Source organism: Eggerthella sp. BIOML-A4, from assembly GCF_009875575.1.
Taxonomy (GTDB): domain Bacteria; phylum Actinomycetota; class Coriobacteriia; order Coriobacteriales; family Eggerthellaceae; genus Eggerthella; species Eggerthella lenta.
Map to the genome: position 1 here is coordinate 95,920 of NZ_WWRX01000007.1, position 24,345 is coordinate 120,264.

General features: G+C 61.9%; 22 protein-coding genes. 17 read left to right on the forward strand and 5 right to left on the reverse strand.

The genetic code is table 11. The annotated features are described in order from the left end of the window. Nucleotides 1-34 precede the first annotated feature (34 nt). On the reverse strand, nt 35-1,411 hold the full coding sequence (locus GT613_RS08570) for a helix-turn-helix domain-containing protein (RefSeq protein ID WP_009305204.1): 1,377 nt from the start codon (nt 1,409-1,411) through the stop codon (nt 35-37). A gap of 608 nt (nt 1,412-2,019) precedes the next feature. On the opposite strand from GT613_RS08570, the gene GT613_RS08575 reads away from it, so the two are divergent. Then, complete coding sequence (locus GT613_RS08575) at nt 2,020-2,577, forward strand: helix-turn-helix transcriptional regulator (protein WP_226844389.1); 558 nt, start codon at nt 2,020-2,022, stop codon at nt 2,575-2,577. Next, nucleotides 2,574-2,939 (forward strand): hypothetical protein, encoded by a 366-nt coding sequence (locus tag GT613_RS08580; protein ID WP_009305202.1) that lies wholly within the window; start codon nt 2,574-2,576, stop codon nt 2,937-2,939. The genes GT613_RS08575 and GT613_RS08580 overlap by 4 nt, the downstream gene beginning before the upstream one ends. 52 nt (nt 2,940-2,991) lie before the next feature. On the opposite strand, the gene GT613_RS08585 is transcribed toward GT613_RS08580, so the two are convergent. From GT613_RS08585 to GT613_RS08595, 3 genes are all read right to left on the reverse strand, one after another. After that, nucleotides 2,992-3,294: a hypothetical protein gene (locus GT613_RS08585; protein WP_009305201.1), complete on the reverse strand. Its 303-nt coding sequence runs from the start codon at nt 3,292-3,294 to the stop codon at nt 2,992-2,994. Continuing rightward, entirely contained in the window at nt 3,282-3,569 is a 288-nt protein-coding gene (locus tag GT613_RS08590) for a GMP synthase (RefSeq protein ID WP_226844386.1), read from the reverse strand. The genes GT613_RS08585 and GT613_RS08590 overlap by 13 nt, the downstream gene beginning before the upstream one ends. Nucleotides 3,570-3,806: 237 nt before the next feature. After that, on the reverse strand, nt 3,807-4,553 hold the full coding sequence (locus GT613_RS08595; protein WP_009305199.1) for a class I SAM-dependent methyltransferase: 747 nt from the start codon (nt 4,551-4,553) through the stop codon (nt 3,807-3,809). 154 nt (nt 4,554-4,707) lie between these two features. Between GT613_RS08595 and GT613_RS08600 the strand changes: the two genes are divergently transcribed. The 10 genes from GT613_RS08600 to GT613_RS08645 all read left to right on the forward strand — a co-directional run bounded on the left by GT613_RS08600 (nt 4,708) and on the right by GT613_RS08645 (nt 16,077). Next, a complete protein-coding gene (locus tag GT613_RS08600) occupies nt 4,708-6,858 on the forward strand; it encodes a UvrD-helicase domain-containing protein (RefSeq protein WP_009305198.1) in 2,151 nt (716 codons plus the stop codon). A gap of 137 nt (nt 6,859-6,995) precedes the next feature. Then, nucleotides 6,996-8,351: an amidohydrolase family protein gene (locus GT613_RS08605; protein WP_009305197.1), complete on the forward strand. Its 1,356-nt coding sequence runs from the start codon at nt 6,996-6,998 to the stop codon at nt 8,349-8,351. A gap of 3 nt (nt 8,352-8,354) precedes the next feature. Then, nucleotides 8,355-8,555 carry a hypothetical protein gene (locus GT613_RS08610; protein ID WP_009305196.1) on the forward strand — a complete coding sequence of 67 codons (201 nt, stop codon included), beginning with the start codon at nt 8,355-8,357 and terminating at the stop codon, nt 8,553-8,555. A 198-nt stretch (nt 8,556-8,753) separates the two neighbouring features. Then, nucleotides 8,754-9,491 (forward strand): twin-arginine translocase TatA/TatE family subunit, encoded by a 738-nt coding sequence (locus GT613_RS08615; protein ID WP_009609086.1) that lies wholly within the window; start codon nt 8,754-8,756, stop codon nt 9,489-9,491. Nucleotides 9,492-9,494: 3 nt separating this feature from the next. Then, nucleotides 9,495-10,325, forward strand: a complete 831-nt coding sequence (tatC, locus tag GT613_RS08620) for a twin-arginine translocase subunit TatC (RefSeq protein ID WP_009305194.1) — start codon at nt 9,495-9,497, stop codon at nt 10,323-10,325. 156 nt (nt 10,326-10,481) lie between these two features. Next, the gene (hypA, locus tag GT613_RS08625) at nt 10,482-10,853 is read left to right on the forward strand and encodes a hydrogenase maturation nickel metallochaperone HypA (RefSeq protein WP_009305193.1); all 372 of its coding nucleotides are present in this window, start codon (nt 10,482-10,484) and stop codon (nt 10,851-10,853) included. Between the two features lie 2 nt (nt 10,854-10,855). Continuing rightward, entirely contained in the window at nt 10,856-11,506 is a 651-nt protein-coding gene (hypB, locus tag GT613_RS08630) for a hydrogenase nickel incorporation protein HypB (protein WP_009305192.1), read from the forward strand. A 197-nt stretch (nt 11,507-11,703) separates the two neighbouring features. Next, the gene (gene nadE, locus GT613_RS08635) at nt 11,704-12,546 is read left to right on the forward strand and encodes an NAD(+) synthase (protein WP_009305191.1); all 843 of its coding nucleotides are present in this window, start codon (nt 11,704-11,706) and stop codon (nt 12,544-12,546) included. A gap of 159 nt (nt 12,547-12,705) precedes the next feature. Beyond that, nucleotides 12,706-14,241, forward strand: coding sequence for an FAD-dependent oxidoreductase (locus GT613_RS08640; RefSeq protein ID WP_009305190.1), 1,536 nt, complete (start codon nt 12,706-12,708; stop codon nt 14,239-14,241). A gap of 204 nt (nt 14,242-14,445) precedes the next feature. Continuing rightward, nucleotides 14,446-16,077, forward strand: coding sequence for an FAD-dependent oxidoreductase (locus GT613_RS08645; RefSeq protein ID WP_009305189.1), 1,632 nt, complete (start codon nt 14,446-14,448; stop codon nt 16,075-16,077). Between the two features lie 63 nt (nt 16,078-16,140). Here the strand turns inward: GT613_RS08645 and GT613_RS08650 are convergent, their stop codons facing one another. After that, a complete protein-coding gene (locus GT613_RS08650; RefSeq protein ID WP_009305188.1) occupies nt 16,141-17,637 on the reverse strand; it encodes an FAD-dependent oxidoreductase in 1,497 nt (498 codons plus the stop codon). Nucleotides 17,638-17,920: 283 nt separating this feature from the next. Between GT613_RS08650 and GT613_RS08655 the strand changes: the two genes are divergently transcribed. From GT613_RS08655 to groL, 5 genes are all read left to right on the forward strand, one after another. After that, nucleotides 17,921-19,399 (forward strand): helix-turn-helix transcriptional regulator, encoded by a 1,479-nt coding sequence (locus GT613_RS08655; RefSeq protein ID WP_226844383.1) that lies wholly within the window; start codon nt 17,921-17,923, stop codon nt 19,397-19,399. Nucleotides 19,400-19,486: 87 nt separating this feature from the next. After that, entirely contained in the window at nt 19,487-20,728 is a 1,242-nt protein-coding gene (locus GT613_RS08660) for a sensor histidine kinase (protein WP_114516499.1), read from the forward strand. Continuing rightward, nucleotides 20,729-21,415 carry a response regulator transcription factor gene (locus GT613_RS08665; protein ID WP_009305185.1) on the forward strand — a complete coding sequence of 229 codons (687 nt, stop codon included), beginning with the start codon at nt 20,729-20,731 and terminating at the stop codon, nt 21,413-21,415. Nucleotides 21,416-21,681: 266 nt separating this feature from the next. Then, nucleotides 21,682-21,969 carry a co-chaperone GroES gene (gene groES, locus GT613_RS08670; RefSeq protein WP_009305184.1) on the forward strand — a complete coding sequence of 96 codons (288 nt, stop codon included), beginning with the start codon at nt 21,682-21,684 and terminating at the stop codon, nt 21,967-21,969. Between the two features lie 177 nt (nt 21,970-22,146). After that, nucleotides 22,147-23,784 carry a chaperonin GroEL gene (gene groL / locus GT613_RS08675; RefSeq protein ID WP_009305183.1) on the forward strand — a complete coding sequence of 546 codons (1,638 nt, stop codon included), beginning with the start codon at nt 22,147-22,149 and terminating at the stop codon, nt 23,782-23,784. Nucleotides 23,785-24,345 lie beyond the last annotated feature (561 nt).

A 24,345-nucleotide genomic window follows, 5' to 3' on the forward strand; every position in this document is an offset into this window, starting at 1 on the left:
TTCTTCTTCTTTCGGTCGATCGTCGAATAGGGTTTTAAGGCAGGAAATATTTTCGGGCCCGACCGTTTCCTTTCGCTTGCAGCGTCCCCTGTTGGGCGAGTGCTGCCAGTTCGCGCTGAGCGGTTCTGCGGGCGACTCCCTTGCGCTCGAGATCGGAAACCGTTGCATATCCACGATCCAAGGCGATTTGTCTTGCAAGAGAAAGCATATCGTGAGGACGCTCCGCGACGGGTTCGACGTTCTCGACGTGCAGGGGGACCGTCGTTGTGAAAATCGCTCCCTCGTTGAGAACCGGTTCCGCCCCAGAGTAGACTTTGGTGTATTTGTACAGGTTCCGTGTGCCGGAACCCAGCTCTTCCGCCAGCCCGATGTTGTTGAAGAATGCGCCTATCAGGGGGTTCTTTGGGATAGGATTGAAATCGCTCAGCGTGATTCGACCCATGAAAGGGGCGCGACTTGCATTTTCCGTGCGCAACCTTTCATTGTCGATGATGAGTTTTGCAGGAAACGGGCTCGTGTATTCGCGATGCACGAGCATGTTCGAGATTACCTCGCGAACGATGATGTCGCGAGGGCTCACGCGAACGGAGCCTTCAAGGTGGAACCGATCCGGCAGATGCTTCGTGCAAAAGCCGGTGAGTTGGTCGAAGGCTTCTATCAGATTGCTTGTGACGATGACGCGATCGTCGTATCGATCCTGGTCGCTTATCCTGACAACGGCATCCGTTTTATAGGAAGGGCACAGCGACCGAATGACGTCGGCATCGCCCAACAACAAGACGGCTGCAAGGTTGAATCCTTTTTCGCCCGTGACGAAGTTCTTGCCGAAAAGCCCTGCCGAATGCAAGAGGTCTTCGTCGGTCATGCCGTTCCAAGGGTGTCGGGTTCGTTTTCCCGTGGCCATCGTTCGGATGGCGGGAAGCAAATCCATGCGCAAATCACTTGCTTCCACATACGGGAACACCCGCTGCTCGGTGTAGATGTTCTGCTTGCGTACGCACAAAGCCGTAAGCTGGCTTTCGGTGCTCACGACAACGTCGGCGTCCTCGATGCGCTCGAATATCCTCCCTTTGTATCGGTGGATCGACGGACTGGGAGGAATCCATATCCGAACAAGCGACGAGCCCTCGAAAACGATGTCTTCGAACTCAAGGGTGGCCGGCGGGTCGAAAACGTTCGGATTGTGAACCACGTTGGTCACGTTCCTTTTCACGGGCACGATATTCTCTTCGGGGATTCCGATTGCGTTTCCATCGTCTTCTACTCCCAGGTAGATGCTGCCCCCGAAGCTGTTCGCGAAAGAGCAGATGGTCTCGAACGTGTCTCTTCCAACCGAGTTTCCGCAGCGTTTGAACTCGATGGAGGGGGTCTCTCCGGTTGCGAGGTCGCTGCGCAATTCTGCTTCGTCCATGGGCGCCCTTTCCGAGTGATTCAGAGGAAACTCAGTATAACAACATTTGGCGCGATTTGGCGCGATTTGGCGCGATTTGGCGCGATTTGGCGCTTTTCGATTTCTCGATTCCGACTCCCCGGTTGGCGCATAATCCTCGGAAGAGGCTCCTCGCCCCCGGAGCCGCGCCAGCTTCCTACCAAAACACGTTCTGATGACGGTTTTGGTAGAGAAAATCCCCTGCGGACATCCGCTTAGGTTTCTCGAACTGGGAAAACGTTCCGCGGATCGGGTGAAAGGGAACCCGATCCGGTGGTTTCCCTACCAAAACCGTCATCAGAACGTGTTTTCGCCAAGGGAAGGGTCGGCGTGCGGGAACGCCCCCCCCGTCTGCGTCGGGAACGCGACGGCGCGGATCTTTCCAGCCGATGCCTTCACCGGAGGCGAGGTCGTAGAACGCGATCCGGCATTATGCGTTAAACGGGGAGTCGGATTCTCGGGTTTTCGTCATGTGCATGGTGATGCCGCCCATTAAACGGGACGAGGAGCTTGTCCCGCCAAGCGAATTTGACGAAATGTCGGGAATATTTGCTTCAATGCAAGTCCCTGATCAGCGAGAATAGTGCACGATGGAATCGTTGGGAAAGGGACAGCGCATGGTGGGCGAGAAGCTTATGAAGCTGCGGAAGAAGCGGGGGATGAGCCAGCAGGAGGTGGCGTCCGCGCTGGGCGTGACGCGGCAGACCGTTTCCAATTGGGAATGCGATCAGGGTGCTCCGTCGCTCGACAAGGCGGCCGATCTCGCCCGTCTGTGCGGCGTGAGCCTGGACGATCTGGTGGCCGACGAGGTGGAAGTGGTAGTGGCCGATCCCGATCAGGCCGCTGGAAAGCCGCGTGACCTGCATGTGCTCCGCCATCTGGAAGGCAAGCAATGCCGCATCTGCTATCGGTATACGCATGATGAAATCGACATCTTCAAAGCGGTTTCGATGCCCGAGAAAGCGCGCGTGCTCGATGTCAGCGATGGTTGGCTGCGCGTCGAACACGAGCTGGGCGGCGGTGCGCCCTGGTCGAAGAAGGAAACCGCAGTGCGCCTTATCGACATCGATATCATCGACAGCGTACTGGCTTGGCCGAACGAGGATGATAGTCCGCATGCGGCAACGTGCGAGGAGGCGATCTCGTGACGGAGCTTTTGCTGGTTATCGTCATCGTGCAGCTCGGCTTCGTTTTGAGCAGGCTGCCCAAGAAAAACGATTCCTCGAAAGAGAGCGTATCCGATCGCTTCGAGCGCGAGCAGAAGGGGAACGCCGTGTTCGTCGCCTCCCAGCTTCGCAAGTTGCACGGTTGCGCGTGTGCGTTCACTCTCTGGGCGCCAGGGCGCATTTTTGCTGACGAGTCTCCGTCAACGCAAGGACGCGGTATCATCCTCGACTCCGACGACGAATGGGTGCTCATCGAGTGTCCCGCCCCGTTCGGCGCGAAGGGCGCCACGCAGCGCCTGTTCCGCATAGCCGACATCAAGTCCGTCGCAGAGATCGTCGGTTAAAGTCACGCAGTGTTCCTCCGCGAGCAGAGCCGTGAAGGAACACTGCGTCCGATCACTCGCTCAGCCAGTGTGCCGTTTGCGCCGAACGGGCGAAGTGGATATCGTGCAGCACGACCAGCTCGCCGTCGAATGCGTACAATACCACGTGGGGAATCGAACGGAATTCGAAGACGAAGCGTCGCCTTGCCTTGCCCGTGCGAGGATAGGCTTCCGGGAACGTGCGCACATTGACGAGCGCGGCGACAAGACTTGTTTTCAAGCCTTGGTCGGGATCTTCGATCCCTGAAAAGTACAAGTTCTGCGTTATCCGCCGAATGTTCACATCGAAGCGAGCGGTGGTTCTTACTGGGAACATGGCCGCCCCCAATCTTCTCGGGGATATTCACGCTTAAGGCGCTCGACTTCCTCGTGTGCATGTTCGAAGACCTCGTCGAGGGTGTACGTAACCCCCGTGCGCTTCATCTCGGCTTCCGAGGCGTCTACAATCGCATCGCAGTACGCATCATATGCACGTTGCTGGTCGACCGACATCCCAAGGGACGTTAAAAACGGATCAGGTTGAAATTCTGCCATGTTCTCACCTCCTTCGATTACGGCAAGCGGTACGCGTTCATGCATGATACGTGCCATATATCTTCCTACCTTGCGGGCGCGAGTTCCTAAGTCGGCCCCCTCGTTCCCTGGCTGCGAGGATCTTGCAAGCGTTGCGTCAGGCGGAAGGGAAACACCTTCGCCTCTTCGGACTGTGCTTATGCGCAGCGCTTGCACTGGCTCGTGTACGAGTTCATTTTATCAAGCAGAACATTTGTTTGTAAGTCTTGTTTCCGAGGTGGAATCCTGATAGGGGAGCCTGCGGCGATTCCGCGTCTACGCCTTCGGCTTTTTCGCCACGTGGACGGCGGCGATGCCGCCGGTATAGTTTTTCCAGGTCACATCCTCGAACCCGGCTTTCTCCATCATGGCTGCCAGGCCTTGCTGGTTAGGGAAGGCCTTGATGGAGCGCGACAGGTACACGAAGCCCTCGCGGTCGCCCGTGATCAGGCCGCCCCAGAAGGGGATGAGGTGCTTGAGGTAGAAGCCGTACAGCGCGCGCCATACGGCGTTCGGCGGCGTTGAGAACTCCAGGCACACCAGCGCTCCGCCGGGCTTGAGCACGCGGAACATTTCGGAAAGCGCCTGGTCGCGCTCGGGCATGTTGCGGATGCCGTACGCCATGGTGATGGCGTCGTACGACTCGTCGGCATAGGGGATATGCTGTGCATCCACCACCTCGAAGTCAACCGGTACGCCCTCGGCCTTGCCGTCCGCATAGTGCATGCGGGCCACGTCCAGCATCTCGTCCACGAGATCGGTGCACTGGATATGGCGCGGATGCTTCGCGCGCGCCACGGTGAACGTCACATCGCCGGTGCCGCCTGCGATGTCCAGCACGTCGGCGTTCTCGTCGATGGGCGCCTGGCGCATCATGCCCGCCAGCCATGTCTTGTACGCGCCGAAGCTGGAGACGGCGTTGAACCGCTCGTATTTTTTCGCGATGGTGGAGAAGATGTCTTTCACGCGTTCGGACGAGATGTCCGCGGGCGCTTCCTTGCCGGTAGCGGTATCGATGCTCACAGGTGATGCTCCGTTGATCAGGAAAGATTGGAAGGGTGCGCCTCTCGGGCGCGTCTTTATTATACAGGAAAGGAACCTGGCGAGAACAGGCTCCTTTTTTCCGCAGGGCGAGCGTATAATCTCCCGAGCCCACGAAGGAGATTGAGGAGCACCTTTGGAACACGAGCATGAAACTCCCGAACTCGATCAGGAATTCGACCCCGTATTCGAAGAAGAGCAGCAGCATCTGACCGAAACCTATGCCAAGCTGCAGACCATGGGTCGCGATCTGCTGGCGAAGATGGAGGCTAACAGCAAAGACGCGGCCGCCGACAAGCTGGCCATGGTCGACGAGCTGTCGGTGAACCTGGCCAGCTACGCCGACGCCATGGAAACCTATGCCGACTTCGCCACGGTGAACCGCGTCATCGACGCGTACAACCTGGCGCAAACCGTCGATGCGGAAAAGCTGACCAGCATCCAGGTGCTGCTCAAGCAACCTTATTTCGCCAAGGTGGTTCTGCAGATGAAGCCTGGGCAGGAGCCGAAGGAGCTCTACATCGGCACCGCCGGCATCGCCGACGAGAACTACCGCCGCCTTGTGGTGGACTGGCGCTCGCCGGTGGCCGAGGTGTACTACAACCAGGAGAACGGCCCCACGTCCTACGAGGCCAACGGCCGCACCATCCGCGTCGATCTCAAGCTGCGCCGCCAGTTCGACATCGAAGCCGATCGGCTGAACGCCTACTTCGACACGACCGTCGCCATCCAAGACGCCATGCTGCTGGCGTCGCTGTCGAAGCGCCGCACGGCGCAGATGCAGGCCATCACCGCCACCATCCAGAAAGAGCAGAACCAGGTCATCCGCCACGCGGACGCGCCCACCTTGCTGGTGAACGGCATCGCCGGCAGCGGGAAGACGTCGGTGCTCATGCAGCGCATCGCGTATCTGTTCTACCAGCAGCGCGAGAGCCTCGATCCCAGCGAGGTGTTCCTCATCACGCCGAACCCGGTGTTCGAGCGCTACATTGAAGGCGTGCTTCCCGACCTGGGGGAGCGCAATCCCGAATGCCTCACGTGGGATGAGTTCCTGCGAGGCCTCATGCCGCCCGAACGGTCCGGCGGACAGGCGCCTGCGTCGCTGGACGCGTTCGAGCGCATCGACGAAGCGTGCGCGACGTTCTCGTTCGACCAGCATGATTTCAAGGAGATCCACTGCAACGGCGAGCGCCTGGTCACGGTTGGACAAATCCTCCAAGTAGCGGCCAAGTTCAGAAACATCCCTGCTGGCCCCCACCTGGTCACGCTCATGCGCGAGGAGCTGCTGCGGCGTCTGGACAGCCGCTTGAAGCAGCTGGCGGCCTCGGACAAAGTGCTCGACGAGATCTCGATGCTTACCCTCGACCAGCAGGTGGAGCTGTTCCGCGAAACGTTCGACCCGCACGACGAGAGCCAGGTGCGCGAAGTGGCGCAGCAGTACGTCGATTTGCGGTTCGCCGACGCGCGCCGAGCCGTCGAGAACGACGACTGGCTGCGCATCGACCGCATCGGCATGCGCCTTCTGGGCGTGGAGAACCTCGTTCCGGTCGAGTGGCTGTACCTCAAGATGGCGCTGACGGGCCTCGGCAACGCAGATGCGAAGTACGTGATGATCGACGAGGTGCAGGACTACACGGTGGCCCAGCTGGCCGTGCTGGCGCGCTACTTCAAGCGCGCGCACTTCCTGTTGCTGGGCGATCAGAACCAGGCCATCGCTCCGGGCACCGCCACGTTCGACCAGGTGCGCGCGCTGTTCCGGGAGGTGCGCGGCCCGCTGGAGGAGTGCCGCCTCATGACCAGCTACCGCTCCACCCCCGAGATCACGCAGCTGTTCGCCAGCCTGCTGGACGATGACGAGCGCCTGAGCATCTCGTCCATCCAGCGCGCCGACACCGCGCCGGAGATCATCGCGTGCGCAAGCGAGCAGGATTACGACCGTGAGTTGCGGCGCGTTCTTGCTCAAGCGGTCGGCGACGACGGCCTCACTGCCGTGGTGGTGCCGCAGAAGCATCAGGCCAAGCTGCTGCGGAAGAAGCTGGGGGACGCGGCTCCCGCGCTCATCGACGCGGCCGCCACGCTGCCCGCCAGCGGCGTAGTGCTGGTGCCACTCAAGCTGGCGAAGGGACTGGAGTTCGACCACGTCATCGTCCCCGACGCCAGCGAGCGCGCGTTTCCCGACGACCCGCTGTCGCGCCGTCGCCTGTACACCACCGTTTCCCGTGCCACCCGCGGCATCACGTTGCTCGCGCAAGGCGAGATTACCCCGCTGCTGGCCGCGCGGGCGTAGCGGGGGCGGCGGCAATGCGCGAGCAAGCGACTCCGCCCATGCGCCTGCCGATTCCCCTGTGTGCTTTCCCCGAAGAGCGGGTCGGGAATGCTATCATACTCATCATGCGATTATTCTAAGAGATTGGCGGGACAGACATGCTTTTGTGCGCACAATACATTCTTCCCATCACGTCCGAGCCGTTTCAGAAGGGCGCGGTGCTTGTCCGCGACAACGTCATCCGCGACATCGGCACGGCCGAGATGCTCAAGCTGCGCTATCCCGACGAAGAAGTGGTCGATTTCGGCCAGGCGGCTATCATGCCGGGCCTCGTCGACCTGCACACGCACCTCGAGAACTCCGTGATGCGCGGCATCGTGCACGATGTGCCCTATACCACGTGGGTCACGTCCATGTTGGAGAAAAGCGCAAAGATGGACGTGAGCGACTGGTACGACTCCGCTATCCTCGGGGGTCTTGAAGCGCTGTCCAGCGGCATTACCTGCGTCGCCGATATCACTGCCACCGGCGCTGCATGCACCGCCACGCAGAAGCTGGGCATGCGCAGCGTCATCTACCGCGAGGTGGGTGCCATGGACAAGCGCCGCGTCGACTACGCCATGCGCATCGCCGAGAACGACATCATGCATTGGCGCGAAGAGGTTGACGGCGACCGCATCACCATCGGCGTGGCTCCCGCGGCTATGTATGCCTGCCATCCGTCCATGTTCTCGAAGGTGTCCGAATTCGCTCGGCGCGAGAACGTGCCTGTCGCCATGCACGTGGCCGGCAACCGCGAAGAGTACAACTTCATCAAGTACGGCTCGTCGCCGTTCTCGGTGCACACGATGGACCAGAAGCGCGGCTTCGTGGAGATCCCGCCGTGGCTGCCCACCGGCACGACGCCCGTGCGCTACGCTTTGAACTGGGGCGCGTTCGAGTCCGACAACGTGCTGGCCATCCACTGCGTGCACGTGGATGACAAAGACGTGCAGAAGCTGAAAGAGTACGATGTAGCCGTGGCCGTGTGCCCGCGCTGCAACGCGCAGCTGGGCATGGGCGTGGCTCCCATCAACGAGTTCATGCGCGCCGGCCTGCGCTTGGGCATGGGAACCGACTCGCCGGCCGCAACCGACTCCACCGACATGCTCACCGAGATGCGCATCGGTATGCTGGTGCAGCGCGCGGTGAACGTGGGCGAGTTCCTGGATTCGGCCACCATGCTGGAGATGGCCACCATCGGCGGCGCTCGCGCGCTCAAGCTGGACGACAAGATCGGCTCCCTGGAAATAGGCAAGCTGGCCGACATCATCGCGGTCGATCTGTCCGGATCGCATCAGACGCCCACCACCGATCCGGTTTCGGCCGTGGTCAACACCTGCAGCGGCGCCGACATCCTCATGACCATGGTGAACGGCACCGCGCTGTACGAGAAGAACAAATGGAACGTGGGCGTCGAGGTTGCCAGGAACATCGCCCGCATCATCGAAATCCGCGGTAAGTTGAGGTTGTAATCTATGGGAACGAACCAGAAGTTAACGGCACAGCAGAAAAGCGAGCGCATCCGCGCTGCTCAGGAGCGAGAGCGCAAGGAAAAGGAGCGTCGCGAGGCGGCCGCGCGCACGAAGAAGATATTCACCATCGTCGTGTGCGTCATCCTCGTGCTGGCTTTGGGCATCCCCACCGTAGCCCTCGCCTTCCTGGGGAACGGCTCCTAGCTTCCGCCCGATGACGAAGGGCGTTCGCAGCGTCTCCCGCTTGCGGACGCCCTTCGCGTTTCCCGTGTGAGAATCCGTCATGCTTTTTCTGTAGAGCTATCTCGTTCGGGTCGACGGGGAGTGTTTGTGATACTATGAATCGTTGCCGCGCACGGGGCGCGGAGTCGAGAGTAGAGTAACCGCACAAAGGGGTTTGCTTTGTTTGGTATAGGTGGATTCGAGCTATTCCTCATTCTGCTGTTCGGGTTTTTGATCTTCGGACCCGACAAGCTGCCTGCTATGGCTAAGACGCTGGGCAAGGCTATCAACAAGTTCAGAAGCGCACAGGAAGAAATGAACAAGGTGCTCAAGACGGAGGTCTACGACCCTACGTCCGATGAGCCGTTCAAGAACCCGCTGGAGGCGCTGTCGAAGGTCGGCGAGATCGGCAAAGACGACAAGGAGGAGAAGACCGAGAGCTTCTCCGAGCGCAAGGCTCGCTACGACAAGGAGCGCGCAGCCAAGAAGGCCGCCGAAGCCGAGAAGGCCGGTGCTGCCGAAACGACTGCGACGACGGCCGCAGCCGCTACGGCGACCGCCGCTGCTGCCAAGCCGGTGGCCAAGCCCGACGGATCGTTCGCCAAGCCGGAAGAGCCGAAGGCTGCGGAGACTGCGAAGCCGGCCGCCAAGCCTGAGTCGACCGCCGCGAAGCCGAAGCCGTCGCCCGACGAGCTGTACGGCACGAAACCCGCCGCTAAGAAGCCGGCTACCAAGCCGACGGCTGCGAAAGCCGCCGCCGCTTCCAAGAGCGCTGCGAAGCCTACGGCCAAGACCGATGCCGAGAAGGCTGCCGCACGCTCTGCCGCGGCGAAGAAGGCCGCTGCAACGCGCGCGGCGAACAGGAAGGCAGCCGCCGAAGCGGCCGCCAAGGCCAACAAGAACGAGAAGGGGGAGTAAGCCATGCCCGTCGGACCGGCACGAATGCCCCTATTCGATCACCTGGGCGAGCTCCGCATGCGCCTGGTGCGCATCATCGCTTGCCTTGCCATCGCCGTAGTCGTGTTCTACATGGCAACGCCTATTATCAGCCAGTTCTTGCTTCAGCCGATTTCTCCGTATCTGCCGGAGGGTACCGATGGTTTGTTGGCGGGCACGATCGTGCTCGATCCGTTCGAGGCGTTTGCGACTCGTTTCAAGATATCGATCTGGACCTCGGTCGTTGCTTGTTCTCCCGTTATCCTATGGCAGATTCTTGCGTTCTTTCTGCCGGCGCTCAAGCCGAGCGAGCGCAAGTGGTTCGTTCCCACGTTTGCCGCGGCCGTGAGCTTGTTTATATTCGGCACGATCTTCTGCTATCTCATTATTCTCGATCCCGCGTTTCAGTGGCTGACGGATCAGGCTGCAGGTCTGGGTGAAGTGGTGCCGCGAGCGTCGACCTATATCGACATGATCATCAAGTTCGAGCTGGGCTTCGGCTTTGCGTTCGAGCTACCGCTCATCGTGTTCTACCTCGTCATCTTCGACATCGTCCCGTACAAGAAGCTGCGCGGCAGCTGGCGCACGGTGTACGTCGTGCTCATGGTCGTCTCGGCTATGGCCACGCCGGACGCTTCGCCGATCACCATGCTGCTCATGTTCGCGGCGTTGCTGGTGCTGTACGAAGGCAGCTTGCTCATCGCCCGCGTCGTCCTGCGAAACCGCATCAAGAAGCAGAACGAGGAGCTTGACGCGGAAGAGGCGGAGGAACGCGCTGCCGAGCTCGGCATCAAGAAGGCCAAGAAATCGAAGTAGCCTTATTCTGATGGTGAAGGCCCGTCGAGATCGACGGGCCTTTTTGCTTTTTCTAGGAGTCATTCGCGCCGTTGACGCATCGATACCTTCGCGCGAATAACTCTTGGGCTACTATAAGCATGAACGATAGAGGCGGAACGGGCACGAAGGAGCACCATGCACGAATTGGGAATCATGACGGGCGTGATGGATGCAGTGACGACATCGGCGCAACAGGCCGGTGCGACGCGCGTGCTGAAGGTGAGCCTGTCGGTTGGAGAGATGACCGAGGCCATCGAAGACGCGCTCATGTTCGCGTTCGAGGCTCTGTCGGAAGGCACGCTTTGCGAAGACGCCGAGCTTCAAATCACCATGGTGAAGCCGAAAAGCCGCTGCTTGGAATGCGGTGCCGAATACGAGCACGATCGTTTCCATATGCTGTGCCCGGAATGCGGCAGCTTCGCCACCGAGCTCATCGCCGGTCGCGAACTGCAAATCGACAGCATCGAAGTGGACATTCCCGACGATGACGAGGAGAACGAGGACTAACCATGCAAATCGATCTGAAGCAGCCTATCCTCCAGAAGAACGATGCGATCGCCTCCGAACTGCGCGAGCGTTTCGCCGAGAACCACGTGTTCGTGCTCGACCTGCTTGCCAGCCCCGGTTCGGGCAAGACGTCCACCATCCTGGCCACCATCGACGCGCTGCGCGACGAGTTCAACATCGCCGTTATCGAGGGCGACATCGCCAGCAGCGTGGATGCCGAGAAGATCAAGGCGCAGGGCATCGCCGCCGTGCAAATCAACACGGGTGGAGCGTGCCACCTGGAAAGCGCCATGATCAAGCGCGCGGTGGACGTGCTGGACCTCGAGCGCCTCGACCTCATCATCGTGGAAAACGTGGGCAACCTCGTGTGCCCCACCGACTTCGATTTGGGCGAGAACGCCAAGGTGATGATCTTGTCGGTGCCTGAGGGCGACGACAAGCCGCTCAAGTACCCCGGCGTGTTCCAGGTCGCCGAGGCCGTGGTGCTCAATAAGGTGGACACCATGCCCGTGTTCAACTTCGACCGCGAGGCCTTCGAGGCGGCGGTCACGCAGCTCAACCCGCAGGCTCCCATCTTCCCCATCGCCGCCACGAAAGGCGACGGCGTGGACGCCTGGGCCGAGTGGCTGGCGAACCGCATTCGCGCCGTTTAGTTCCGACGGCTTGTCAGCCGTCGGAACGAAGTCGACGCTGCGAAGCGCCAATGCGCCCGATCTCGCCCCTTTTCCGCTTTCCCTCACGTGCGAAAGCACGCTTCCCTAAAGGGACTTGCGCTTCGCGCGGCGCAGCTGGCGAAACGGGCGATCTCGGGCACCTTGGCGCTTCTCGCTGATATTGGTGGATCTGCGAGATGATGATGGAGGAAGAGGGAGTCGTGGAGAATAGCGAACGGTATCGTCTCTGCGTGAACGCGCTCAAAGGCTTCATGGACGACGCTGGATTCTCCGACGTCGTCATCGGGTTGTCGGGCGGCATGGACTCGAGTTTGGTCGCCGTGATGTGTGCGGACGCGCTGGGCGCGGATCGCGTGCACGGCGTGCTCATGCCGGGCCCGTACTCCACCGACCACTCGGTGGACGATGCGCTCGATCTGGCTCGCAACCTCGGAATCCGGACGCGCACCGTCTCCATCGCGGAACCGTATCGGGCGTTCGAGGCCGCGCTTGCCGAGGCGTGCGGCGGCAAGCTCTCGGGTCTGGCGGCCGAGAACACGCAAGCGCGCTGCCGCATGGTGTGCCTCATGGCGCTGTCGAACGCATACGGCTGGATGCTGGTGAACACGGGCAACAAGAGCGAGGCCATGATGGGGTATTCCACGCTGTACGGCGACACGGCCGGCGCGTTCGCTCCTATCGGCGGCCTGTACAAAACCGACGTGTTCGCCGTCGCCCGCTGGCGTAATCGACAAGCGGAGATCGCCGGCGAGGTTCCGCCTATTCCCGAGCATGTGTTCGTAAAGCCGCCCAGCGCCGAGCTCTCACCCGACCAGGAAGACGAGAAGAGCATGGGCATCGATTACCCGACGCTCGATCGATTGTTGAAAGCGCATGTGGATCGCGGCTTGGATGCCGCAGCGTTGGTGTCCGAAGGGTTCGATGCGGCCGACGTCGAGCGCGTGCTGCGAACGGTGCGCGCGACCGCATTCAAGCGAGCTTTGGAGCCCCCGTGCCCCGACGCCACGTTCTACGAGTAGCGTCCCCTTGGCACCTCCCTTGGCACGCTGGGCTCGTTTCGCAGTCTCCATTGCGCAGATTGCGTGACGGCATGTCGGCGCCTCACGACAAAACGTTTTCGCGTCACTATACTCTGAGGCCGTTCGTTTCCGTTTCCGTCGCAAAGGAGGTCGTCCGTCGTGGAGCGTCGTTCGTTCTTCAAACTTGCAGGCTTGTCCGCTGCGGTATTGGCCGTGGGCGGAACCCTCGGCGCATGTGAGGCGGGAAAGCTGCCGGACAATCCTCTGGCGGCGACGAACAAAGCCAACGAAACCGCTGGTCAATCAAGCGTAATGGGGCAGCCGCCCATCGCCTTCGATGCTGACGTGGATGTGTTGATCGTGGGCAGCGGGGTAGCGGGGTTGTCTGCCGCCATGGATCCGCTCGAGGCGAAGCGCTCCGTTATGGTGGTCGAGAAACTTGATCTGTTGGGCGGCGAAAGCTACGAGTCGAACGGCGTTATGCGCATCGCCGGCACGACTGCGCAGCAGGATGCGGGCGTGAATGCGACGGTTGACGAGGCATGGGGGGCGCGCAAAAAGGAGTTGAGCGCTGCAGGCGACGATGATCTTGATTTCGCAAAGACCCTGTTCTTCGCGGCCACCGAATGGGCGAATCGCCTGGCATCCGATTACGGGGCGCAGTTCGCCGATCCGAAAACCTTCGTGGACGGCAAGGTGAATGCGGCTATCATGCTGCCCAAGAACGGCCTCGGTGACATGCAGAGCATTATGATGCCGCTGCGAGACGCCCTCACGGCGAAAGGCGCCACGTTTTCTACGGGCCATCGGGCGGTCGCGTTCATTTTGGATGAGGACGGCGCGGCGTGCGGGATGCGTTTCTATGCAGGGTCGGGCGCATCGGTGCTCGACGTGCGGGCTCGGCGCATCGTTGTCGCGACAGGCGGGTTCGCCAGCAGCCAGCCGCTCGTGCATGAGCATACGCCCGATTATGAGCGCGTGGGGTGCTACACCGTCGCCTCCATGGGCGAGGGTCAGCAGCTGTGCGCGCTTTTGGGCGGTCAGCTGGTGAACATGGACAAGGCTGCGCCGCTTACCGGCAGCTTGCCGCAGGCGACCGCCTGGGGCTTGTTCGGCCCCACGGTCATCGTGGATGCGCTGGGGAAGCGTTTCGCGCGCGAGGACGACGCGAACGCTGCGGCGGGCGCCTGCTTCTCGGAGGAGCGCGGCTACTGGTGGACGGTGTTCGGAAAGCAGCTGACCGAGAGCAGCCAATCGCGCAGCGTTGCGGAAGTGGCCAGCAAGAACGCAAAGCGTCTTATCGGGCCGTTCGACGACCTGGACGAGCTTGCCGAGGGCATGGGCGTTTCGCCGGACGTGCTGAACGCCACGTTCGACCGCTACAACGGCTTCGTGAAAGACGGCAAGGACGGCGATTTCGGGCGCACGTTGTTCTTGGAGGAGTTGGAAGGTCCCTACTACGCGCTTAAACAGCTGCCGCAGCGGTACAGATCCAACGGCGGCGTGAAAACAAATCAGTCCGGTCAGGTGCTCAGCGTCGTCGGCGCCGTCATTCCCAACGTCTACTGTTGCGGTGCGGCAGCTGCGTCAAGCATCGGAGGCCTCGCGTCGAACGGCGCGTTCGGCATGCTGGCGGGCAAAGCGGTCGCCGCCGCACTCGACGACGAAGATGCTGCGAAGCAAGCTTCTGACTAAAGAGACGTTAACCCTGTCCCTCTTTCTCGTTTTGACTAATGTCCCAGGGTGTCGCTTTGCGTTGCCGACGGGTTGCCAAGGTGCAAAGCGGCGGATACCGCGTCTCTATAGACTCATGACAGAATGTCCCCATACCTACTAAAGCCGCATGCGGCGCGCATCCGTGCTGCTTGAGAGGCCGTAGACGCGGATGGAAGGACTTCTATGTTCGGGGAAAGCGAGGATGAACGTGGTGCGGGCATATCCCGTCGCGCGTTCCTGGCGGGCGCGTGCGTTACCGGAGCTGCGGCGATGGTGGGCGGCCTGAACGCCTGCGCGCCGCCGCAAGACGCCGGCCCCGGCGGCGCCGGCGGAACCGGTTCTGGCGCGAACGGGGGCGCGGTGCCCGTCAGCAAGGCGCCAAGCAAGGTGGACAAGACCTACGACGCCGATCTGCTTATCGTGGGTGCAGGCGGCAGCGGCTTGGCGTGCGCCGTGCAGGCGGCTCTTAACGGAACGAATCTCATTCTTGTGGACAAGAGCAACCAGGTGGGCGGCAATGCGAACTTCGTCGAGGGCATGTTCGCCGTCAATTCCACGTTGCAGCTGGAGCAAGGCATCGACATGCAGCCCGCCGATATAATGGAAGCCGAGCTCTCGCGCGGTCAGCATCGCCAAAACGGCGATGTATGGCTCGATTTTGTGAGCAAGTCGGCCGACAACATCACCTGGTGCATAGAGCAGGGCGTCATGTACTCCGGCAAGGTGGACGACTATCGCGTCGGCCTATTCCCCACGTTCCACTGGTTCAAAGACGGAAAGGCGGCTGTGGGATACGTTGAGCCGATGAAGGCGCGGCTCGAAGAGCTGAGCGTGCAGCTGCATCTCAAAACCGCAGTGAACGGCCTCGTCATGAAGAACGGCAGGGTGATCGGCGCCTACGCAGACGGAGGCGAGGGCGTGGTGCGGTACAGCGCGAAGGCGGTGGTGCTCGCAACCGGCGGCTTCGGCGGCAACGAGGAGATCGTCGCCGAGCAGGGTTGGAACACCGATGGCATGCGCATCGTGGGCTCGCCGAACGCTGCAGGAGACGGCTATCGCATAGCCATGGACAACGGCGCATGCAGCTTCATGGCCGATTCGGCTCAGTCCATCCTGTACGCTATCGAGGCTTTTCCTCCCATCGACTTCCACGATGCGGCTGAAAACCCGCTCTACGGCTATTTCGGCATCGCCTCGGGCGGCCCCGTGCTGTGGGTGAACGAGGCGTGCCGGCGCTACACGCGCGAGGACCTCGCGAACGACAACCTCGCGTTGCAGTGCCTTCCGGGTAAGGGCAACAAGGGGAATTACGTGGTTTTCGACCAGGCCATCTTCGATCGGTTTTTCGGTAAAAACGACGATGCGAAGAAAGCCTTCTACGACGCGATCAAGGCTAACGGCGGAGGCAGCATCTACCAGAGCGATTCCTTGGCCGATCTCGCCGGAAGATTCAACCTCGACGCCGATGCGCTCAAGGCTGCGGTCGATTGCTACAATGAACTGTGCGGAGAGGGGGCTGACAGCGACTTCGGCAAGGCGGCCGGCCTCATGGTGCCCATCGAGACGCCTCCGTTCTACCTGGCAAAACTGTCGTACAACTACTTCTTCTCGGTTGGCGGCATCACCACCGACGGGCGGCATCGCGTGCTGGACGGGCGCCGCAACCCTATCGAGGGTCTCTATGCCATCGGCAACGACGGCAATATGCTGTACCGCAACGTGTACACCGTCAACATGCCGGGCGTCGCGTTCGGCCATCAAGTGAACAGCGGCCGCGAGGCGGCGAATGCCGTGTTGGAATATCTAGATCGGTAGAGAATGCGCCGGAAGGCTCCCGGAGCGGGAGCCTTCCGGCGTTGAGGGAGGGGGCAGGATGCTTTACGCCTTCAGCGCTTCGACTACGGCTTTGCCGGAGATGAGGCCGCTGCCCGCGTTCGGAGAGAGATCGCTGCCGCTATCGGCCACGGTCGAACCGGCGCAGTAGACGTTGGGGATGGGATTGCCGTCCTTGTCCGTCAACTGGCTGTCGGTCGTGATCTTCATGCCGCCGTGCGTCTTGTAGCGGTACGGGAAGTGCTTCATCGCGTAATACGGTGCGGAAAGCGACTGCAGGAACAGCTTCTTGCCGAACTCGGTGTCCTCGCCTGCGGCCACCATGGCGTCGTAGGTCTCGAACGTGGCCTTCAGCGTGTCGGCCGGAACATCCATCGCTGCCGCCAGCTCATCGAGCGAGTTGCACGGGCCCACGAGGCGGTCGGCGTTGCTCTTCATGTTCATCTCGACGTTCCATTTCTGGCTGCTGTTGATGGCTTGATCGTCGAAGATGGTCCACCAGAAGCCCAAGCCCAACTCGACGGCCTTGTCGGGCGAGTCGTGGCTCTGATCCTCCTTGATGAAGCGGCGGCCCTGCGGGGTTACTTGGACCTGCGGCGAGAAGTAGCCCCACACCGTCACCTGAGCGAGGTCGCTCATGCGGTTCGCTTCCATGTCCATGTGGGTGTACACGCCGCCGATGGCCTTGCACAGCTGGTGGCCTTCGCCCATGGAGTTCACGGTCAGCGGCCCCAAGCGAGCCTGGCTGGGCAAGTACGTGGACACCATCTCCTGGTTGCAGGAGAAACCGCCCGTGGCCACGATGATCTTCTTTGCGCGGATATCGACGGTCTTGTTGTTCTTCTCGTCGTTGAAGCGCACGCCGATGGGCGCTCCCTCTCCGTCCACGATGAAGTTCGTGGCGCGCAGGTTCAGCTTGTACGTGGCGCCTTTCTGCTCCAAGCCCTTCTGCAGCGGCGTCAGCACCGCCTGCATGTCGCCGATGCCGTTGCCGGGCAACAGCATGGACGTGGGCGCGCCCGTGTTCATGTAGTCGGTGATGGGCTGGAATACCGAACCGTAGTCGGCGGCCACGCGGTTCGCCCATTCGGTTTGGTAGACGTAGACGTTGTGCTTGTAGTCCATGTCATCGGTCTCGCCCTTTTTCTCGAGCACGGGCAGGAACTTCTCCCACATTTGCTCGGGGTCGCCCTCGATGCCGGCGTCTTTTTGCATTTTTGATCCAACGACGTTCATGACGCCGCAAGCGATGAAGCTCTCTCCGCCCACGCGGTCGAGCTTGTCCACGAGCATCACTTTATGGCCGGCTTCGACCGGATCCATGGCTGCCGACATGCCGGCGATGCCCGTGCCCAGAATGAGAACGTCGGTTTCTTCGCTGAACGAGACGGGGGCGGTGCCAACCACCTGTTCGGCCTCGCCGGATCCGCCGGTCGAGCCGCCGTTCGGCGAGCATCCTGCCAGTGCGCCGCCTGCGGCGATAACCGCACCCGAGGCGATGGCTGCCTTCAGGAAATTGCGGCGATTCATTGCTGATTCCATACTGTTCCTCCCTGTTGTCGCATGATGGCTCCTTTGCGTCGCGGTTGAGCGACGACTGGTTCACCCTACGTTCGATCTGGGGAATCGTCACCGTCCGTTTCGGACTAAATTGCTGTGGAAGGCCGGAATCCTGCATGTTTGCTTCGTGCGCTTCCGACGTTTCCGGTATGATGCCCCTATGAGGGAAACGGGAGGGAACAGACAAAAGCAGCCGTCGCGCGCGTGGGCTCATCCCGCTGTATACTCAGCCGTGGTCATTTTGGGTTTCGGATTGTATCGCGGCGTGAATTCGAACGTCTACCTCTCCGCATACGCGTTCGTGAAGGCGCCCTTCATGTTCGTGCCCGATCTGTTCTTCAACGTAGTGGTGGCATGTTCCATCATCGTGTGCTCGGCCGTCGCTGTCACCCTTGCCTGGACGGGGCGTCTCAAGGCGAACACCATGCCATACGTGCTGCCGACGGCATTGTTGTTGGCGGGGAACCTCGCTGCGTTGCTGGGCGTGGTCTTGTCGCTGCCGCCTGATCTAGCGCTGCTGGTTCCCGGCTTGCTGTACGGTGCGGGCAGCGTCATGCTGTCGCTGTTCTGGATCGAGGTGCTCTCGGCGAGCCGGCCCAGCTCCATCGTGGTGCAGATTGCGCTCGGCATGTTGCTGAACGTGGTGGTTTCCTCGGTGCTATCTCCGTTGCCCGGAGACGTCCAGATGCGTTCGAGCTGCGTTTTGCTGCTCGTTTCGGGTCTGTGCGCGTGGTTCGTGCGCCGTCGGTTGCGGGCCGCTTCCTGCGAGGTGGAAACGCATAACGAACGGCCGATCGCCGAAACGGTATCCGCCGAACCTGCCGAAGCGCTTTCTTCGAAAACTTCCTTGCGGGCTCGATGGGGCGCGTATCGCGATGCGTTTTTGGAGTTGGGCGACTCGCTGGTGGCGTTTTTCGTGCTGGAAGCCGTCATCGGGTTGCTCAACAGCTTCATGCTGGCGGGATCCATCGATTTCGAGGGCTCGGGAGCTGTGTCGGCTGCGGCCATTGTGGGCGCAATCGTCGTGTTCTGCTTCATCGTGTTCGTTGCGCATCGCATCCCCAAGGTGTCCACGGTATCGCGTGTGGTCATGCCCGTGCTCGCGGCCATGCTGGTGTTCCTGCCGTTTCTCAGCGAGCGCTACAACCTGGTGTTCTCCATGCTGTTGCTCGGCAGCTACTACTTCGTCGCGCTGCTCATCACCTATCTTATCGCCGAGGCGGCACAGACGCGCAAGGTATCGCCCTACGTGCTGATGGGCGTGGCCATGGGCGTCGCGCGCGTATGCCTGGCCGTGACGCTGTTGTCGGGGTACGCGGCCGGGGTCGCCGGCGGCGGTCCGGGCGACGAGGCCGAGCATACGATGCGCTATCTCGTGATCATCGTCGTGGTGCTGTATGCTCTGTGCATGGCGCTCGTGTTCTTCTCGCGCGACCGCAAGCGACGACGCGCCGAAGAGGCTTCTGCCGATGCGCCGAACGAGAGCGCGGTTGGAACCGATTCGGTTTCGGTGCCCGAGATCGACTCGACGCTTGACGCGTGCTGTGCAAGCGTCGCCCGGGAAGGGGGCTTGACCGAGCGTGAGGCCGAGATCCTCGTCTACCTTGCACGTGGCAGGACGAAGGCGTACATCGCCGACGCGCTGTTCGTCACCGAGAACACGGTGCGCAGCCATGTGCGCAACATCTATTCCAAGCTCGACGTGCACACGCGCCAGGAACTGCTTGACCTTCTGGAGCGTTGAAAGGTCGCCATCGGGCGAACATACATCGGCTGGGGTATGGCGCGCCTCGGGCGGGTCGCGTAGTATGGGGTCATGGATACCTTTCTGATGAACAACCGACCGATGGGTCCCAAGGATTGGGGGTTCGATGTCGCGGTAACGGCAGCGGCGTTCCTGTTCGGCTGCGTGCAGCTCATGTTGGCCGCTTCGTCCATCGTGATTCCCGATCTGGCGCTGCGCCAGTATCTCGGCATGGTGAACGTGGTGCCTAACGTGCAGGTGTTCGTAGCGCTGGCGGTCACCACGTTGCCGCTCGTCGTGCGCCGTAGGTTCCCGTGGCCCGTGTTCCTGTTCTGCCTCGTGTCGTTTCTGGGTTTGCAGAACGCGTTCAACGGGTTCTCGCTCACCATCGTGGGCCCGGTGGTCGCCCTGTACACCATCGCCAGCGAGCGCGGTCGTGTCGAGACGGTCGCGGCGGTACTTCTAGCGGTGGCCGGCCTTCTGTTCACCGATGCCCATGCCGCCACGGCCAACATGGTGCTGTTCACGCGTTTCCAGAATATTGTGCTCGCGGTGGCCGCCGGCTTGGCTGGCTATGCGTATCGAACGCATCGCGCCTACGTAAAGGCCACCGAGGATCGCGCTGCCGAAGCCGAGCGCACCCGCGAGGAAGAGGCGGCTCGGCGTGTGGAGGAGGAGCGCGTGCGCATCGCGCGCGAAGTCCACGACATCACGGCGCATTCGCTGTCGGCGGTCAGCATTCAGGCGGCGGCTGCCGAGCGCATGATCGATCGCGATCCCGCCGCGGCGAAGGAGGCTATCTCCGCCGTGCGCACCACTGCGAAAGGCGCGCTCGCTGACATTCGCAGCATGATCGGCGTGCTGCGCTGCGGCGATGACGCGGCCGAAACGTCGCCGACGTCCGGCACCGAGCGGTTGGACGATTTGCGTGCCTACCTCGGAAACGCCGGAATCGAAACCACGCTCGACGCGGCCGCCTACTGTCGTGCGGACGTGCCGGCCCACGTGGACATGGCGTTGTTCGGCATCGCCCGCGAGGCTGCTACGAACATCGTGCGTCATGCTGGTGCGCGCAAGGCGCTCATCCGCCTGGCCGTCGAGGACGGACGGGCGCGCTTGGTGGTGGAAGACGATGGCGTCGGGTGCGGGCTCTCGGCGTCCGCGGCCGCATCGGGCGCGCTGCCCCAGGCTGTCGACGGAGAGGGGCACGGCATTGCCGGCATGGCCGAGCGCGTGCACCTGTTGGGCGGCACGTTTTCGGCGGGCGATCGAGCCGGCGGCGGCTTCCGCGTGGTTGCCTGCTTGCCGATGAAGGGAGCGGAGGCGTAAGTGGAAGAGCGCGTGCGGGTGCTGGTGGCGGACGATCAAGATCTCGTCCGCAGCGGTTTCAAGCTCATACTGATGTCGTACGACGGCATCGACGTGGTAGGCGAGGCGCGCGATGGCCATGAAGCGGTGGAACTGGCGTCGCGGCTGCATCCCGACGTGGTGCTCATGGACATTCGGATGCCGCGTATGAACGGCATCGAGGCCACGCGCGCCATCCGCGACGATGCCGCGCTTGAAAACGTGCATGTGCTCATCCTCACGACGTTCGATCTGGACGAATACGTGTACGATGCTTTGGCCGCCGGGGCCAGCGGCTTTTTGCTCAAAGATGCCGAGCCCGACGAGATCGCTTCCGCGGTGCGCGTCGTCGCCCAGGGCGATGCACTCATCGAGCCCTCTATCACGCGCCGCCTTATAGAGACGTTCGTCGCTGCACGGCCGGCTTCGCTCGGCGGTGCTGCAGCCGTTGCGGCCGGTCTACGCACTCTTACCGACCGCGAGCGCGAGATCCTCGCCCTGGTTGCGCGAGGTTTCACGAATGACGAAATAGGTTCCGAGCTGTTCATCTCGCCCGCCACGGTGAAAACGCACCTGGCCCGTATCATGGCGAAACTCGATGCCCACGACCGCGCCCAGCTCGTTGTCCGAGCCTACGAAGGCGGCCTCGTAAGGCCAGGCATCCGGTAGCCGTTCGGTGGCAAGCGAACTGATGCCGCATGCCAAACGGCGACTCGAGTAAATTGTGATGATCGTTTGACGATTGCGCAAAATCTCAGTCACGAGCGCTCAGATTTCTTTGAATGCCCTTGCATTCAGTGTTGATGATGCTATGATAACGCAGTGTTTAGCACTCGTTACCGATGAGTGCTAGCAGTCACCACTGCTGAGTGGTTAAATAGCGAACATGCGACAAACGGGTTCGTGCATACGTCGGACGAAAGGAAGGCAACGTTATGAATTTGAAACCTCTGGGTGATCGCGTTATCGTCAAGCAGGACGAGGCTGAGGAGACCACCGCTTCGGGTCTGTTCCTCGCGACGGAGGCGAAGGAAAAGCCCCAGAGCGGTACCGTTCTGGCCGTGGGCGAGGGCAAGCTCGACAAGGACGGCAACCTCGTTCCCGTTCCCGTGAAGGTCGGCGACAAGGTCGTGTACGGCAAGTTCGGCGGCACCGAGATCAACGTCGAAGGCGAGGACGTGCTGATCCTCCGCGGTGACGACCTCTACGCTGTGTTTGCATAAAAGGCGCCGGTTGATTCAACGTTGGTAATAGCAGGGTTTTCGTGGTGAGGCTCATAGCCACGAAGGTTCCGGGTGCTTGAGCTAAGCGGCCTTATTGGCCGTGTGCGAAAGCTCCCGGGTTCTGAGCGGCTAGGAGGCCGCCACGAAAAGCCGTCAGGTTGAAAGGATATGAGCAATATGGCTAAAGAGATTAAGTTCGAAGCCGACGCGCGCAGCGCGCTTGCTGCCGGCGTCAACAAGCTGGCCGACGCCGTCAAGGTGACGCTCGGGCCCAAGGGCCGTTACGTGGCGCTGGAGAAATCCTACGGTGCTCCGCTGATCACGAACGACGGCGTAACCGTGGCCAAGGAAGTCGAGCTCGAGGACCCCATCGAGAACATGGGCGCCCAGCTGGTTCGCGAAGTGGCCGTGAAGACGAACGACGTCGCCGGCGACGGCACCACGACGGCCACGCTGCTGGCTGACGTCATCGTGTCCGAGGGCCTGCGCAACGTGACCGCCGGCGCCGATGCCCTGGGCATCCGTCGCGGCATCCAGAAGGCCACCGACGCCGTGGTCGAGGCCATCAAGGCCGACGCCACCCCCGTCTCCACCAAGGAGCAGATCGCGAACGTCGGCACCATTTCCGCCGGCGACGCCGAGATCGGCGAGAAGATCGCCGAGGCCATGGATGCCGTGGGCAAGGACGGCGCCATCTCCGTCGAGGAGAGCCAGACGTTCGGCATCGACATGGACATCGTCGAGGGCATGCAGTACGAGCGCGGCTACATCTCGCCGTACATGGCCACCGACATGGAGAAGATGGAGGCCGTCCTCAGCGATCCCTACATCCTCCTCACCGACCAGAAGGTCACCAACATCCAGGACATGGTGCCCCTGCTGGAGGAGATCATGAAGTCCGGTCGTCCGCTGTTCATCGTTGCCGAGGACGTCGAGGGCGAAGCGCTGGCCACCATCCTGCTGAACAAGCTGCGCGGCACGTTCAACTGCGTCGCCATCAAGGCTCCCGGCTTCGGCGATCGCCGCAAGCGCATCCTCGAGGACATCGCCGCCGTCACGGGCGCGCAGGTCATCGACAAGGACTTCGGCATGACCATGGCCGACGCCCGCATCGACATGCTGGGCCATGCCAAGACGGTCAAGGTCACGAAGGACTCCGCCCTCATCGTGGACGGCGCCGGCGACAAAAAGGCCATCGACGATCGCATCGGTCAGATCAAGGCCGAGCTCGAGCGCGTCGACTCCGACTTCGACCGCGAGAAGCTCCAGGAGCGCCTGGCGAAGCTGTCCGGCGGCGTGGCGGTGCTCAAGGTGGGCGCTGCGACCGAGTCCGAGCTCAAGGAGAAGAAGTCCCGCATCGAGGACGCCCTGCAGGCGACCCGCGCGGCGGTCGAAGAGGGCATCGTCGCCGGCGGCGGCGTGGCTCTGGTGGGCGCTCTGCCCGCGCTCGACAAGGTGGAAGCGGCCGACAAGGACGAAGAGGTCGGCGTCGCCATCATCCGCAAGGCGCTCGAAGCTCCGATGCGCGCTATCGCGCAGAACGCCGGCTTCGAGGGCAGCGTCGTAGTCGAGCGCGTCAAGGGCATGGCTACGGGCGAAGGCCTGAACTGCGCCAACGGCGAGTACGGCAACATGATCGAGATGGGCGTCAACGACCCGGTGAAGGTCACCCGCACGGCTCTGCAGTCTGCGGCCTCCGTCGCGGCTCTCATCCTCATCACCGAGGCCACCATCAACGAGATCCCGAAGGATCCGGATCCGGCGGCTCTGGCGGCTATGGCCGGTGCCGGCGGTGGCATGGGCGGCATGATGTAAGCTGCGGCTTGCGGTAACGTGTAGCGTCAACCATAACTCGGAAGGCGGGGCGACCATCGGTCGTCCCGCTTTGCTGTATATGAGGGAATGAGGGCGATCGTCCCGGCCCAAAACAGGACGGTCGCGGCATCGTCGGCCAGACGGCGCCCGCACGCCTTCTGGAGCGTGCCGCCGGCACGGGGATGCGCCCTCCTCGCGCCGCACGCCCTCTCGCCCCGGGCCGTTCTGAGCGAGCTTTTCCGAGCTTTTCGAAAATGCCCCCTTGCGCCCGGGGCCGGAAGCGGGTAACATGCTCGGGCTGCCTTCTCCGCGGGAGAGGGGGAGGGCGGCGGCGGGGCCCCGCGGCCCCCCGGCGCCGGAAGGCGCCGGGAAAAAAAGTCCGAGAATCTCGAAAAAAGTTCTTGACGGCGGGGCAACGGACGCGTAATATATCTCCTTGCGCTTCGGGTGGAACCGAAAGCGACGGGGCCCCGGGAGGGGCGCCGCAGAACCTTGAAAACCGGATACTGAACAGCGAAGAAGAGAAAAGCCAAGCAAACGATTCTTGCGAACGGAAACCCG